The organism is Longimicrobium sp., from assembly GCA_036389135.1.
Lineage (GTDB): Bacteria > Gemmatimonadota > Gemmatimonadetes > Longimicrobiales > Longimicrobiaceae > Longimicrobium.
Map to the genome: position 1 here is coordinate 12971 of DASVQP010000122.1, position 14369 is coordinate 27339.

The following is a 14369-nucleotide window of genomic DNA, read 5'->3' on the forward strand; positions in this document are numbered from 1 at the left end:
GTTCAGTCGGCCGGTCAGGCGCCGAAGACATTTTCCAGCCCCGCCTCCAGATCCTTTTCGAACGCTCGTGCGTCCGTCGTGGGGCGCGCGTCCTTCCAGCCGGGGAGCGCGGCCACCTCTGCCACGAAGGCGGTGAAGAAGAGCTGCACGAGGCCGATGGAGGAGTCCTCGCTGAAGACGGCGATGGCGATCAGGTCCTCGGCGGGGGTGCGAAAGGGGCCGATGAACACCTGCGACGCCGTGCCGCCCTGGTGCAGGTGGCGGAAGCCCGGCTCACCGATCAGCTCCGCCAGCGCCTGGCTGCTGGCGTGGATGCCGGCGCCCAGCGAGGCGACGCCCATCACGTCCAGCGCACGGGCGAAGCCGCGCTGGGCGAGAACCTGGCCGCTGCGGTTGATGAGGAGCACCAGGCGCAGCCCCGCCTCGCGCGCGAACCGCTCCACCGGAGGGGCGAGCGCTTCCGCGAACTGCGCGAGGTCGGCGCGCCTCATCCGCCCAGCGCCTCCACCACGCGCGCGGCCTCCAGGCGTACCAGCCCCACGTTCACCCAGCTCTCCGCCACCACCACCAGCAGCAGGTCGCCCAGCTGCGGCGGCGCGGCGGCGAAGAGGAGGCCGTCCTCGCCGTCCACCTGCACGAAGGCGGCGTCGCCGAAGTCGGCGGCGGACATGGAGCGGCGGGCACGGCGGAAGATGGAGGCCACCAGCGCCGCCACCGCGTCGCCGGGGACGCCCAGCATCAGCTCCTCGGCCACCACGAGCCCGTCCTCCACGGCGACGACCATGGAGCCGCGCACGCCGGTCACGCGGTTGACCCGGTCCAGGAGCTCCCCGTAGCCGCTCACCGCGCGCCTCCCATGGCGGCCAGGAAGCGCTCCGCCGACTCGCGCGCGCGCGCCGCCACCCGCAGCACCCACCCCATCGGCACGTCACGCCGCCCGGCCACGGCAATCATCCCCCCGTCGCCGGTGGGGGCGAGGCGCACGACGGCCTGCGGCGTTTCGACCAGGATCCCCTTCCACGCGCCCAGCTTCAGGTGGCGCACGGCGCGCTCCGCCTCGCTGGATGCGCCCGAGAGGACCGCGGAGATCTCCCCCGCGCGGTCGCGCTCCGCGCCGATCCGACCCGCGATCACGAAGCCCTGCGCGTCCAGCATCACCGCGCCCACGATGCCGCGCTCCTGCGCCAGCGACCCCAGCTCGGCCGCGAGCGCGTCGAAGATGCGGCCTCCGTCCCACTGCTCGGGGCGGGGCGCTTCGGGGGCGGGGGCGGGCGCGCTGGATGGAGGCGCGGCGCGGGCGGCGACGCGCGAGCGCTGCCACGCGGACTCCAGCGCGGCGCGCACCTCCTGGTCCATGACGTCGTTGGCCTGCGCCTGCTCCAGGTGCTTCACCGCCGATGCCCAGTCGCCGCGGGCGTAGGCGGCGAGGCCCATCTCGCGGCGCGCGCCCGGGTGCTCGGGGGCGAGGGCCAGCGCGATCCCCCACTCGTCCGCGGCCCGCACGTTGTCGCCGCCGTCGCGGTAGAGGAGGCCCAGGAGGTGGTGCGCATCCACGTGGTGCGGGTGGCGCTCCAGGCCGCGCAGCACCAGCCGCAGCGCCGCATCGCGCTTCCCTGAGTCGCGGTACGCGCGCGCCAGCGGGAGAAACGCGGTCGATGCGGGGTCCGCCGCCAGCTCGTCCGTCCACTGCTTCACCTGCGCGGGCGATGCGGTCATGCGGCCTCCTCGTCCAGCGCGGCGAGGAGCACGTCGGCGGCGTCGCGGGCGCGCTCGGCCTGGCCGCGGCGGGCGGTGTCGCCGTCCTCCAGGCGCAGGTAGGTGCTCCAGGCATCGCGTGCGCGGCGCAGGTCGCCCGTGTGCGCCGCCGCGAATCCCAGGTGGTAGTGAACCGGGGCCGAAAGCGGGTCCAGCGACGCGGCGCGGCTCAGCGTCAGCACCGCCTCTGGCCAGCGCCCCACGCGCCGCTGCGCCCGGGCCAGCAGCGTCCACACCTCCGCGCGCTCGGGATTGGCGCGCGTCAGGTCCTCTAGGAGACGCCGGGCCGCGTCCGGCTGCCCCTCGTTCAGAAGGCGGCCGGCCTCGTCCATGGCGTCGCGCAGCGGGCGCTCCCACGCCAGGATCGGGGTCTCGGCGGGGCCCTCCTCCAGGATGTCCACCACGCCGGTGGAGACGAGGCCCCACACGATCTTGGCCACCTCGAAGTCGCCGCGCCCCAGCGCACTGGAGATCGTCTTGAGGCTGCGCTGGCCGTCGATCTCGGCGAGCACCTCCCACTCGGCGGGGTGCAGGTCCAGCACGGCGTCGTCGCCCGGCTCGTGCACGAGGGCGGGGACGACTTCCATGTGCGGGATCTTGGATTCCAGCGTGCTCCACTCGTCGATCCGCCGCGCCGCCTCCATCAGCAGCGACTCGGTGGGCACGCGGATGGTCACCGGGCCGGGTGCCGGGGGCTGCCCTTCCTCGAAGCGGAAGTAGCCGTCCTTCCACTGCATCAGCTCGAAGACGGCTTCCTGGATCTGGAAGCGCAGCTGCCGCGCCACGTCCTGCACGGAGACGACGCCCTCCTCCACCAGGATGGCGCCGAGCGGCTTGCCGGGCACCAGCTCCTGGAGGCGGCGCGCGGCCACCACGTGGCGCTCGGCCACCTTGCCGGCGCGCAGCAGGAGGTGTCCCAGGCGGTCCTGCCCGTCGCCGAGCTGCGCGCCCACCACGCCGCCGCGGTCGAAGAGCACGACGGCCGGCTGGTGGCGCGCCTCGTGGCTGACGGTGAGCGTGCCCGTCTTGCGGCTCAGGTCCAGGAGCTGGAAGACGTCGCTGAGAGCGAGCTCGCGGAGAGGTCCTTCGATCGCCATCAGGCGCTCTGGAAAACGGTCACGACGTCGAGCGCCGTGTCGATGTTGCCGCGCGCGGCTTCAGCGAGTGGCGATTCCGGCGCGGCTTCCACGGTGCGCCGCCAGAAGCCGATCGCCTCGCGGAAGCGCCGCTCGGCGGCCGCCAGCGCACCCAGCCCGAAGAGCGCCTCGGCGCGGCTCGGGTCGAACTTGAGGACGCGCGCGAACGCCTGCCGCGCGTCGTTGGGGCGCTCGTCTTCCATCAGGGCCTGGCCCAGGAGGACGAGCGCATCCAGGTGGTACGGGTCGCCGCCCAGCAGGTCCACCGCCGTCCCCACCGCCTCGCGCGGCCGGCCGGCGGCTCGCTGCGCCTGCGCCAGCAGGTACGCCGCGTCCGCGTAGGTGGGGAGGATGTCCAGCGCCGCCTGCGTCTCGCGGATGGAGTCCTCCACCCGGCCGCTGGCGAGGAGAAGCTTTCCCAGCTCCACGCGCGCGGCCACGAAGTCGGGGTCCAGCTTGACGGCCATGCGCAGCGCGCGCTCCGCGTCCCCGGCGCGGCCGGCGGCGAGGGCGGCGCGGCCCAGGTGGCGAAGGAGGGCGGCATCCTGCGGCTCGATCTCCACCGCGCGGCTGAAGACGCGCACCGCTTCCGCCGCTTCGCCGCTCTGCAGCAGCACTTCGCCCAGCACCTGGAGGTTGTCGGCGCGGTCGGGGGCGTGCGCGCGCACCGTCTCGGCGGCGAAGCGCGCGTCCTCCAGGCGGCCCAGGCGCAGCAGCGCGCGCGAGCGGCCGCCCCAGGCGCGGGTGTGCGCCGCGCTCCACTCGATCCCCTCCAGCCGCACGAGGGCCGCGTCGAATCGCTCCAGCGCCTCGCCGTCCAGCCCCTGCCGCAGGAAGACCTGCCCGGTGAGCAGCGCCGCCTCCACCGGGTCCGCGCCGGCCACCGCCACGCGGCGGATCTCGCCCAGGGCGCGGTCCAGCAGCCCCTTGCTGATGAAGTCCTCCGCCAGGTTGAAGGCGTCGGCGGCGGGGGCGGGCGCGGCGGCGGCGGCCGGCTGCGGGGCCAGCTCGCCGAAGATCTGGTCCAGCGCGGACTCGTCGAAGGTGAAGCTCTCCACCTTGTCGTCGCCCGCCAGCCGCTCGGCCGCGTCCAGCTCCGGCGCCAGCACCTCGGCGTATTCGTACTGCAGGTCGATCGCCAGCTTGAAGCGCGGCGTCGTGTAGTACGGGTTGAGCTCGAGGGCGCGCTTGGTCTCGCGGAGGGCGCCCTCGAAGTCCCCGAGGTTCGAAAGCACGAACGACAGGTTGTAGCGCGCCTCCGCGTTGTCCGGATCGGAATCCACCGCGCGGACGAAGGCGTTGCGCGCTTCCTCGTAGCGGCGCGTCTCCATCAGCACCGCGCCGATCCCGTTCCACGCGGAGGCGGCCTCGGGGTCGGCGCGCAGGGCGGCGCGGTAGGCGTCCAGCGCGGCACCCTGGCGCCCGGCGCGGATGTGCATCAGCCCGCGGTTGCTCCACGCGTCCACGAATGCGGCGCGCAGCGTGACGGCCTCGCGGAAGGCGTTCTCCGCCCCCTCCGCGTCGCCGCGGTGCAGGCGCACCACGCCCAGGTTGTTCCACGCGAGGGCGTACGCCGGGTCGGCATCGATGGCGCGGCGGTAGCTGGCCTCCGCATCCTCCACCTGCCCCGTCTGGTGGAGGCAGACGCCGCGCTCGTTCCACAGCTTGGGCGAGCGCTCGTCTTCCGCCAGCAGACGGTCGTACAGGTCCAGCGCCTCGCGCGTGTCGCCGCGCAGCAGGTGCACCTCGGCCATCGCCTGGCGCAGCAGCGCGGGCTCCTCGCCCCCCTCCAGCCCGCGCACGAACTCGCGCAGCGCCTCGTCGTACAGCGCCTTCTGGCGGAAGGCGATCCCCAGGTTGTAGTGCGCCAGCGCCTCGCCGGTGGCCACCTCCGGGCGGCGGACGCGGTCGCCCACCATCTCCTCGTAGCGCGCGACGCTGTAGCGGTCCAGCGAGAGGTTGGTCTGCGCCTTGGTGTACTGCGGGTTGAGCTGCATGGCGAGCCGCGACGACGCCGTGGCGCGCGCGTGGTCGCCCATGTCGCCGTACACGAAGGCGAGTACGTAGTGCGCGTCCGCCAGCTCCGGGTTCAGCTCGATGGCGCGGGTGAGCTCGCGCAGCGCCTCGTCGTTGAGCCCGCGGTTGTAGAAGAGCTCGCCCAGGTAGAAGTGCAGCACGGCCGAGTCCGGGTCGCGCTCCAGCGCCTGCGCGTACCACCCCATCGCGCTCTCGAACTGCCCCCCCGCCTTCTCGGCCTGCCCCAGCCGGATCAGGGTCTCCAGGTCGTCCGTGTCCTGCGCCAGGACGCGGCGAAGCTCGGCGACGGCCCCGGGGGCGTCGCCGGTGTTCAGGTAGGCCTGGGCGAGGCGGGTGCGCGCCTCGGCATCGGTGGGGTCGTCGCGCAGCCGCTCGCGCAGCTCGGAGATCAGCCGGTCGTAGTAGCCGGTGTTGAAGTAGGCGATCTCCAGGTTGCGCTGCGCCACCACCATCTTGCTGTCGATGGCCAGCGCGCGCCCGAACTGCTGGATCGCCTCCTCGTACAGCCCCTTGTTGAAGTAGAGGACGCCGAGGTTGTTGTGCGCCCCCGCGTCCGCCGCGTCGATGCGCTGGGCAAAGCCGCGCAGGATGCGAAGGTCGCGCTCCGAGTGGCTGGGCCGGGCCGCCGCCGGCGCGGGTGCGTCCTGCACAGTCAGGCCAGGCGGATGCTCTGGAGGATGATCTCCAGCGACTCGATGTCCGGCAGGAGGAGGAACTGTCCCTGCACCACCTCTTCGCCCTCCATCAGGAACTCCGTCTGGATGCAGAAGACGAAGTCGCGCTCGTGGCCGAAGTTGGTGTACGCCGTGGTCAGCACCGCGCCGCACAGGTCGATGACCAGCGACGGCACCGAGGGGAGGAGCATGAGCCCCATGAAGTCGGCGAGCGCGTTCATGTACGCCGCCGACAGGATGTTCCCCGCTTCCTTGATGGCGCTCTGCTCCAGCTCGCCGAACACCTGCGACGAGCCCGCCGGACGGTGCAGGAGGATCTCCGCGAGCCGCATCGCCGCGTTGCGCGGAAAGATGAGGAGGGTGCGCCCGGTGAGGTCGCCCAGCATGTGCATCAGCACCGCGGCGACCACCTCGTCCGCCTTCCCCATGATGTCCGGCACCTGCTCCAGCGGCGTGACCTGGAGGCGCGGCACGTTGATCATGATCCGCGTGTTCGTCATCTGCGAGAGCGCGGTGGCGGCGTGCCCCGCCCCCATGTTCGACACCTCGCGGAGGGCGTCAAGCTGAATGGCCTGCAGATCGCGCAGATCGAGCATCGTCGGATCGGGTTCGGGCGAAGGTGTATCGGTTCTCTTCAGGACGCTGCGCCGAGGAGGCTTCCGGCGTCCAGGATGAGCGCGGGACGCCCGTCGGAGAGGATGGTGGCCCCGGAGAAGAGGCGCAACGTGTCGGCCGTGGCGTCGAACGACTTGACCACGATTTCCTGCTGCCCCACCAGGGCATCCACTTCCAGCCCCACTCGCTGCTCCCCCACTTCCAGCAGGACGGCCGGCCGCTTGCCGCCCTCCGGCCCCGCCCCGTTGGTGTTCAGCAGCGAGCGGAGCGTCACCAGGGGGATCACCTCGTCGCGCAGGAAGGCGACAGGGCGCCCCTTCACGCTCCCCACCTCGTGCTCCAGCAGGTGCACCGTCTCGCCCACGTGCGTGAGGGGGAGGGCGTAGGTCTCGCCGCTCTGCCTCACCAGCAGCGCGCGCACGATGGCGAGCGTCTGCGGGAGCTGGAGGGTGAAGACGGTGCCGCGCCCCGGCTCGCTGTCGATCTCCAGCATCCCGCCCAGCGCGCGGACCCGCGTGGCGACCACGTCCAGCCCCACGCCACGGCCCGAAACGTCGGTCACCCGCTCGGCGGTGGAGAAGCCGGGCCTCATCACCAGCCGCCGCACCTCGTCGTCGCCCATGGCGGCGGCGTCCGCCTCGGCCACCAGCCCCAGCGCCACCGCCTTGCGCAGCACGCGCTCGCGCTGGATGCCGCGCCCGTCCTCTTCCACGCGGATGACGATGCGCGACCTTTCGCGGGCGGCGGAGAGGAGGAGCGTCCCCTTATCCGGCTTCCCCGCCGCGCGCCGCTCCTCGGGCGATTCGATGCCGTGGTCGAGCGCGTTGCGCAGGAGGTGCACCAGCGGGTCGCCGATCTCGTCGAGCATGGAGCGGTCCAGCTCGATCTCCTCCCCCTCCATCACGAACTCCACCTTCTTGCCCAGCGAGCGCGCCGCGTCGCGCACCAGGCGCGGGAAGCGGTCGAACACCTGGCCCACGGGGGCGAGGCGGGCGCGCATGATCTCGCCCTGCAGCTCGCCCACCAGGCGCGACGCCTGGTCTACCGCCTCCACCAGCTCGGGCGCCGCGTCGCGGGCCAGGGTGCGCAGCCGGTCGCGCACGATCACCAGCTCGCCGACGCCGTTCATGAGCGCGTCCAGCCGGCGCAGGTCCACGCGGATGTTGCGGACCTTGGCCGCCGCCCCTGCCGTGCTCTCCGCCTCGGGAAGCGCGGGCGCCGCCGTCCCGCGCCGGTCCTCGTGCACCTGCGCCTCCGAGATCTCCCCGACCGCCAGCAGCGCGGCGCGGATCTCGTCCGGGTTCAGCTCGGTGCGCAGGAGAAAGGTCAGGGCGCCGTCGAACCCCTCCTCCATCAGCGCCGCCTCGGGCGGGTGCAGCGAAAAAGTCTCGCCCAGCTCGCGCGCCCTGCGCAGCGCCAGGAAGGCCCTCACCCCCGGCAGCATGGAGTCCGGCGCCACGCGCAGCCGCACCACCAGCGCGCCCTCCACGTGCTCCGCCGGCGGCCCGCCCTCCGGCGCCGGCGCCTCCACGGGCGCGCGGCGGTCGTCGCCCGCGGCGGCGCGCAGGCGTGCGAGGAGCGCGGCCATCTCGGGCTGCTCCCCGTCCCCCTCCTCCACGGCCAGCTCCACCGCCCTCTCCAGCGCGTCGGCGGCGGCGAAGAGAAGGTCCACCATCTCCGGCCCCGGCGAGACGCGCCCCTGGCGGACGCTGTCCATCAGGTTCTCCATCTCGTGGGCCAGGTCGGCGACGGCGCGGTACCCCATCGTCGCCGACATCCCCTTGATGGTGTGCACGGCCCTGAACATCCCCTCCACCGGCTCCCCCGCCCCGGGGTTCTGCTCCAGGGCAAGGAGAAGGTGGTTGATCGCGGAGATGTGCTCGCGCGATTCGCTGAGGAAGAGTTCGCCGTACTGGGAGAGTTCCATGAACGGAAGTCCTGAGTCCTAAGTGCTGAGTGCTAAGTGGCTTGCGGTGCCCGGGACGGCACCACGCTGTTCAGCGAGCACTTAGGACTCAGCACTTAGCACTTGCGGTTATCCCAGCACGCGCTGAACCGCCTCCAGCACCCGCGACGGCTGGAACGGCTTCACCACGAAGTCGCGCGCGCCGGCCTGGATGGCCTCGATGACGAGCGCCTGCTGCCCCATCGCGCTGCACATCAGGATCTTGGCCGCCGGATCTTCCTTTACGATCTCGCGGACGGCGTCGATCCCCCCCATGTCCGGCATCACGATGTCCATCGTCACCAGGTCCGGCTTGAACTGGCGGTACTTCTCCACCGCCTGCACGCCGGTCTCGGCTTCCCCCACGATCTGGAAGCCGGCCTGGGTGAGGATGTCCCCGATCATCGTGCGCATGAAGATGGCGTCGTCGCAGATGAGGACCGTCTGGCTCATCAATCCTCCGGTGGGTTGGGTTGGGGCGCGGAGCTCGCGCCGGTCAGGTCAGGATGCTGGAGAAGATCTCGCCGGGGTCCACGGCCACGAAGATCTCGTCGTCCACTTCGCCCACCCCGCGCAGGTACGCGCGGTCGATGCGAAGGGAGCGCAGGACCTCGGCCGATGACGTCAGCGTCTCGGGATCGACTTCCACGATGCGGGCGACCTCCTCCACCGCCATCCCCACCAGGCGGTCGTGGTGCTCCACGATCACGATGCTGTGGTCCGGAACGGCCGACGAAGGCGGGAGGCGGAGGCGGGCGCCGAGATCAATGACGGTGACGATGCGCCCGCGGAGGTTGATCAGCCCGCAGACGTGCTCGCCGCTCCCGGGGAGCGGGGTGTACGCCCGCGCCGGGATCACTTCGCGGATGCACTCGATCCCCACCCCGAACCGGTGCCCCCCGGCGACGAACAGCACCACCCGCTCCAGCGCAGCCGATTCGGCGGCGCCTTCGGCCGTGTCGTGGCTCTGGGTTGGGAGCATTACCGGGCCGGGGGAGGTATCGCGCGGGGTGTGAGTGGGGAGTATAGCGGGGGGTGGGGGCGGGGTCAAGAAATGGGCCCCCTCCCCCCGGCCCCCTCCCCCGCCTGCGGGGGCGCAGGGCGGGTGAGGGGGAGAACTCCGTGCCGGGTGCCGGGATCCGGTAGGGGCGCGATTCATCGCGCCCACCCTCCGCCCTTCCTCGACCATCCCCTCACGCCACGATGCCGTAGGGGCAGACCTGCGTGTCTGCCCGTCGCCCGCCCCACCTAGACCCCCGCCCCACGCACCAATCCCGTAGGGGCGGCCCCGCGTGGCCGCCCGTGCCCGCCCCCGCACCGCCGCCGCCGCCCGCGCACGTATGCACGCGTGCGCCCCTCCCCCAGGTTGTTTTGGGGGAGGGGCCGCGAGATGACGAGCGGGGGAGGGGGCCCGCCGCCCTCACCCCCGCGCCCACTCCGCCGCCGCCTCCAGCTCCACCGGCAGCGGCGCCTGGAAGTGGAGCTCCTCCCCCGTGCGCGGGTGCAGGAAGCGCAGCTCGAAGGCGTGCAGGAACTGTCGGCGCACCCGCTTCGCAAGCCCCGCGGCCCAGCTGCGGTCAGGGCCGGATACGCCCTTGTGGCGGTCGGCGCCGTAGGTGGCGTCGCCTACGACGGGGTGGCCCAGGTGAAGGAGGTGCACGCGGATCTGGTGCGTGCGCCCCGTCTCCAGGTCGGCGCGCACCAGGTCGGCGGCACGCCAGCGCTCCACGAGCTGGAAGTGCGTGACGGCGCGGCGGCCCCCCTGCACCACCCCCATCCGCTTGCGGTCGGTGAGATGGCGGCCGACGGGGGCGTCGACGGTGATCCGCTCCTCGGGCAGGTGGCCCCACGCGGCGGTCAGGTACGCGCGGCGGATCTCCCGGCGCTTCAGGGCGTCGGAGAGGGTGCGGTGCGCGTCGTCGTGCTTGGCGACGATCATCAGCCCGCTGGTGTCGCGGTCGAGGCGATGGACGATGCCGGGGCGCAGCACGCCGCCGATCCCCGACAGGTCGCCGACGGCGTGGAGGAGGGCGTTGACCAGTGTCCCGGTGGCGTGGCCGGGTGCGGGATGCACCACCATCCCCGCCGCCTTGTTGAGGACGAGGAGGTCGGCGTCCTGGTAGACGACGTCGAGCGGGATCTCCTCGGCGGCGAGCGCGGAGGGCTCGGGCACGGGGAGGGTGACGGTGATGCGGTCACCGGGGGAGGGCTTGTCGCGCTTCTTAGGAACGGCGCCGTTCAGGAGGACGCGCCCCTCCTCGATCCACTGCGCGGCGCGGGAGCGCGAGGTGTCCAGCCGCGCCGCGAGCCAGCTGTCCAGCCGCTCGCCGGTGTCGTCGCCGGCGAGCAGCTCGCGCGTCTCTTCAGCGCGCGGCATCCCGCTCGCGCTCTACGTGCTGCTCCTCTTTCCACAACGAGAAGGCAAGCACCAGCGCGCCGCAGGTGACGAAGATGTCCGCCACGTTGAACACAGGCCAGCGCAGCCCGGCGAGCCCCACGTCGAAGAAGTCCACCACGCCGCGCGACGAGCGCACCCGGTCGATCAGGTTGCCGATGGCCCCGCCGGTCACACCCGCGATGGCGATCAGGCGCGCCCGGTCGCGCCAGGGGGTGGAGCGGTACATCATCCCCAGCGCGATGGTGGCGACCACGGCCAGCAGCATGAAGACGATGCGCGACCATCCGCCCACGTGGATGCCGAAGGCGGCCCCGCGGTTGTAGATGAAGGTGAGGCGGAAGAAGTCGCCCAGCACCGGCTGCGGATCGTACAGGCGCATGTTGCGCTCGACGATGAACTTGGTGATCTGGTCCACGATCACCACCCCCGCCACCATCCCCACGTAGAGCGCGGCCTTGCTGCGCGCCTCGGCCGGCGTGTCGGTGTGGACGGCCCGGGCCGGCTCACTCTGCGTCATCAGCGTATCGTTCATCTCACTAGGATTGGGTGGGCGCGACGCGGACCAGCGCGATCGCCGCCGTGACTCCGTCCAGGTCCACCTCGCGGACCGCCTCGTACCCGTCCGCGCGCGGCTCGGGTCCCGTTTCGACTTCCACCGCCAGCGTCTCGCCCGCCACGAGGGCCCGGAAGCGCTCCACCGCCTCCGTCAGCTCCGCCCCGCCGAAGACGCCCAGGCGAATGCGGTCGGACACCTCCAACCCCGTGTCCTTGCGCAGCTTCTGCACGCGGTTGACCACCTCGCGGGCAAGGCCTTCCGCGCGCAGCTCGGGGGTGAGCGTGGGGTCGAGGGCGAGCGTGTAGCCGCCCTCCGCCTGCACCACGAAGTCGCCCTTTGCGCCCTGCACCACGTCCAGCTCGTCGCCGGACAGCGTGTACGTCTCGCCGTCCGCCTGCACGGTGAGGGGCGCGCCGCCGCGGAACGCCGCGATGGCCTCGGAGGTGAGGTCGCGGACGGCGGCGCCGACGCGCGGGGTCGCCTTGCCGAACTTGGCGCCGATCACCTTGAAGTTGGGCCGCGCGCTGAAGGTGACCAGCTCCTCCGCGCGGCCCATGAACGCCACTTCCTTGACGTTCAGCTCGTCGCGCAGGATGGCGAGGAGCTCCTCGTCCGCGCGCACACCGGCGGGCACGACGCAGTAGACCCTGTCCAGCGGCTGGCGCACGCGGATCGACACCGTCTCGCGCGCGGCGCGGCCCAGGGTGCTGAGCACGCGCACGGCTTCCATCCCGCGCTCCAGATCAGCGTCGATGCGGGCCGCGTCGGCCACCGGGTAGTCGGCCAGGTGCACGCTGGCGTCGTCGCAGAGCGCGCGGTGCAGCCAGTCGGCCAAAAAGGGCGCGACGGGGGCCATCATCCGCGTGACGGTGACCAGCGCCTCGTGCAGCGTGGCGAAGGCGGCGCGGGTGTCGGCGCGGTCGGCGCTGCCCCAGAAGCGGTCGCGAGACCGGCGGACGTACCAGTTGGACAGGTCGTCCACCACGAAGTCCGCGATTGCGCGCACCGCATGCGTCAGGTTGTACCCCTCCATGTGCGCGCCCACCGCCGCCGTGACCGACGACAGCCGCGACAGGAGCCAGCGGTCGAGCACGGATCGATCCGCCGCCCTGGGATCATCGCCGCCCGGCGTCCAGCCTTCCAGGTCGGCGTAGAGCGCAAAGAAGCGGTACGTCTGGCGCAGCGTGTCGAACGTCTTGCGCTGCACCTCCTTGACGCCCTCCGGATCGAACCGCTTGGGGATCCAGGGGTGCGACGAGGTGAGGATGTACCAGCGCACCGCGTCCGCGCCGAACTGCTCGATCGCCTCCCACGGGTTCACGATGTTGCCGCGGGACTTGGACATCTTGAGCCCCTCCGCGTCCAGCACCATGTCGTTGACGATCACGTTGCGGAACGACGGCCCGCGTCCAAGCATCGTGGAGATGGCGAGGAGCGAGTAGAACCACCCGCGCGTCTGGTCCACCCCCTCGCAGATGAAGTCCGCGGGGAACTGCGCCTCGAACGTCTTCTGGTTCTCGAACGGGAAGTGGTGCTGCGCAAAGGGCATGGCACCCGAATCGAACCACACGTCCACCACCTCCGGCGTGCGGCGCATGGTGCCGGCGCACTGCGCGCAGGGCCACGCCAGATCGTCCACGTACGGGCGGTGCGGGTCCGGCAGCTCCGCGAGCCCCGTGCGCTCGCGCAGCTCGTCGAAGCCGCCCACGAACTCCAGGTGCGACGGGTGCTCGTCGCACACCCAGAAGGGGAGCGGCGTGCCCCAGTAGCGGGTGCGCGAGATGGCCCAGTCCACGTTGTTCTCCAGCCACTCGCCGAAGCGCCCGCTCCCCACCTCGGGCGGGAACCAGCGGATCTCGGCGTTGTTGGAGATCAGCTTGTCGCGCAGCTCGGTGGTGCGGATGAACCACGAGTCTCGCGCCATGTAGAGGAGCGGGCTCTGGCAGCGCCAGCAGTGCGGGTAGCTGTGCTCTTCCCTGGTGCTGCGGAAGACCTGGCCGCGCTTCTTGAGCTCGATGACGAGGTCGGTGTCCGCATCCTTTACGAACTTGCCGCCCACCAGCGGGAGCGACGCGCGGAACGCCCCGCGATCGTCCACCGGCTGCAGCACGGGAAGGCCGTGCTCGCGGCACACCGCGTAGTCGTCCGCGCCGAAGGCGGGGCTCATGTGCACGATCCCCGTGCCGTCGTCGGCCGAGACGAAGCCGGCGGGGAGGACGTGCCATCCGCGCTGCACCTCCTCGTCCGCGAACGCCGTCAGCTCCACCCAGTCGAACGGACGGCGGTAGCGCAGCCCCACAATCTCCGACGCCGGGAAGGTGCGCAGCACGCTCGCTTCCGCCCCGAACAGCGCCGGCACGCGCGCGGCGACGAGGACCAGCGTGCGGCCCTCCCAATCGACTTCCGCGTACTCCAGCTCCGGGTTGACGGCGAGCGCCACGTTGGAGACCAGCGTCCATGGCGTCGTGGTCCACACCAGGAACTCGCGCCCGTCCTCAGTGCCGTCCGCCTTCAGGATCGGCAGGGTGACGTAGAGCGACGGGTCCTTTACGTCCTTGTAGCCGAGCGCGACCTCGTGGCTGGAGAGGCCGGTGCCGCAGCGCGGGCAGTACGGCAGGATCTTGTGGCCGCGGTAAACCAGCCCGCGGTCGGCGATCTGCTTCAGCAGCCACCAGACCGACTCGATGTACTCCGGCTGGTAGGTGACGTACGGCCGCGAGTAGTCCAGCCAGTAGCCGATGCGTGCGGAGAAGCGCTCCCACTCGTCGGTGTAGGTGAGCACGCTCTCGCGGCACACCTCGTTGAAGCGCGCGATCCCGATCTCCTCGATCTGCTTCTTGCCGCTGATCCCCAGCCGCTTCTCCGCCTCGATCTCCACGGGAAGGCCGTGCGTGTCCCACCCCGCGATGCGCGGAACGTGGCGCCCCTGCATGGTGCGGAAGCGCGCGACGGCGTCCTTGATGGCGCGCGAGAAGACGTGGTGGATCCCGGGGCGCCCGTTGGCGGTGGGCGGGCCCTCGTAGAAGACGAAGGGCTTGCCGTCGCGGGTGCGCTCCAGGCTCTGGCGAAAGGTGTCTTCCGCCTGCCAGCGGCTCAGGATCTCCTCTTCGAGCGCCGTGGTGGACGCGGGAAGCTCGGGGTGTTTCTTCATCGGCTGCGTGCTGCGCGGGCTCGGGACGTACACGGGAATGGCGAGAAAGATGGGGAATATAACGGGCTGGGGGGGGGGGGGGGGGGGGGGGGGGGGGGGGGG

General features: G+C 72.0%; 12 protein-coding genes. All 12 read right to left on the reverse strand.

The features are described 5' to 3' along the window. Positions 1-14: 14 nt before the first annotated feature. The gene (locus tag VF584_24765; GenBank protein HEX8213411.1) at positions 15-491 is read right to left on the reverse strand and encodes a hypothetical protein; all 477 of its coding nucleotides are present in this window, start codon (positions 489-491) and stop codon (positions 15-17) included. Next, positions 488-844, reverse strand: coding sequence for a roadblock/LC7 domain-containing protein (locus VF584_24770; GenBank protein ID HEX8213412.1), 357 nt, complete (start codon positions 842-844; stop codon positions 488-490). The genes VF584_24765 and VF584_24770 overlap by 4 nt, the downstream gene beginning before the upstream one ends. Next, complete coding sequence (locus VF584_24775; GenBank protein ID HEX8213413.1) at positions 841-1716, reverse strand: roadblock/LC7 domain-containing protein; 876 nt, start codon at positions 1714-1716, stop codon at positions 841-843. Before VF584_24775 ends, VF584_24770 begins: the two co-directional genes overlap by 4 nt. Continuing rightward, complete coding sequence (locus VF584_24780; GenBank protein ID HEX8213414.1) at positions 1713-2852, reverse strand: DUF4388 domain-containing protein; 1140 nt, start codon at positions 2850-2852, stop codon at positions 1713-1715. Before VF584_24780 ends, VF584_24775 begins: the two co-directional genes overlap by 4 nt. Further along, a complete protein-coding gene (locus VF584_24785) occupies positions 2852-5578 on the reverse strand; it encodes a tetratricopeptide repeat protein (protein ID HEX8213415.1) in 2727 nt (908 codons plus the stop codon). Before VF584_24785 ends, VF584_24780 begins: the two co-directional genes overlap by 1 nt. A 2-nt stretch (positions 5579-5580) precedes the next feature. Further along, positions 5581-6198, reverse strand: coding sequence for a chemotaxis protein CheC (locus tag VF584_24790; protein ID HEX8213416.1), 618 nt, complete (start codon positions 6196-6198; stop codon positions 5581-5583). 38 nt (positions 6199-6236) lie between these two features. After that, positions 6237-8144, reverse strand: a complete 1908-nt coding sequence (locus VF584_24795; GenBank protein HEX8213417.1) for a chemotaxis protein CheA — start codon at positions 8142-8144, stop codon at positions 6237-6239. Between the two features lie 108 nt (positions 8145-8252). Beyond that, positions 8253-8615: a response regulator gene (locus tag VF584_24800; protein HEX8213418.1), complete on the reverse strand. Its 363-nt coding sequence runs from the start codon at positions 8613-8615 to the stop codon at positions 8253-8255. 43 nt (positions 8616-8658) lie between these two features. Continuing rightward, entirely contained in the window at positions 8659-9144 is a 486-nt protein-coding gene (locus tag VF584_24805) for a chemotaxis protein CheW (protein ID HEX8213419.1), read from the reverse strand. A gap of 438 nt (positions 9145-9582) precedes the next feature. Next, on the reverse strand, positions 9583-10539 hold the full coding sequence (locus VF584_24810; GenBank protein ID HEX8213420.1) for an RluA family pseudouridine synthase: 957 nt from the start codon (positions 10537-10539) through the stop codon (positions 9583-9585). Next, positions 10526-11092 (reverse strand): signal peptidase II, encoded by a 567-nt coding sequence (gene lspA / locus VF584_24815; protein ID HEX8213421.1) that lies wholly within the window; start codon positions 11090-11092, stop codon positions 10526-10528. Before lspA ends, VF584_24810 begins: the two co-directional genes overlap by 14 nt. Before the next feature lie 4 nt (positions 11093-11096). Then, the gene (ileS, locus tag VF584_24820; GenBank protein HEX8213422.1) at positions 11097-14267 is read right to left on the reverse strand and encodes an isoleucine--tRNA ligase; all 3171 of its coding nucleotides are present in this window, start codon (positions 14265-14267) and stop codon (positions 11097-11099) included. Positions 14268-14369: the final 102 nt, after the last annotated feature.

Excerpts from the sequence above, each read along its gene's own strand:
- VF584_24775 (HEX8213413.1), bottom strand. The coding sequence starts at position 1,716 with ATGACCGCATCGCCCGCGCAGGTGAAGCAGTGGACGGACGAGCTGGCG.
- ileS (HEX8213422.1), bottom strand. The coding sequence starts at position 14,267 with ATGAAGAAACACCCCGAGCTTCCCGCGTCCACCACGGCGCTCGAAGAG.
- VF584_24790 (HEX8213416.1), bottom strand. The coding sequence starts at position 6,198 with ATGCTCGATCTGCGCGATCTGCAGGCCATTCAGCTTGACGCCCTCCGC.
- lspA (HEX8213421.1), bottom strand. The coding sequence starts at position 11,092 with ATGAACGATACGCTGATGACGCAGAGTGAGCCGGCCCGGGCCGTCCAC.
- VF584_24795 (HEX8213417.1), bottom strand. The coding sequence starts at position 8,144 with ATGGAACTCTCCCAGTACGGCGAACTCTTCCTCAGCGAATCGCGCGAG.
- VF584_24805 (HEX8213419.1), bottom strand. The coding sequence starts at position 9,144 with ATGCTCCCAACCCAGAGCCACGACACGGCCGAAGGCGCCGCCGAATCG.
- VF584_24810 (HEX8213420.1), bottom strand. The coding sequence starts at position 10,539 with ATGCCGCGCGCTGAAGAGACGCGCGAGCTGCTCGCCGGCGACGACACC.
- VF584_24765 (HEX8213411.1), bottom strand. The coding sequence starts at position 491 with ATGAGGCGCGCCGACCTCGCGCAGTTCGCGGAAGCGCTCGCCCCTCCG.
- VF584_24780 (HEX8213414.1), bottom strand. The coding sequence starts at position 2,852 with ATGGCGATCGAAGGACCTCTCCGCGAGCTCGCTCTCAGCGACGTCTTC.
- VF584_24800 (HEX8213418.1), bottom strand. The coding sequence starts at position 8,615 with ATGAGCCAGACGGTCCTCATCTGCGACGACGCCATCTTCATGCGCACG.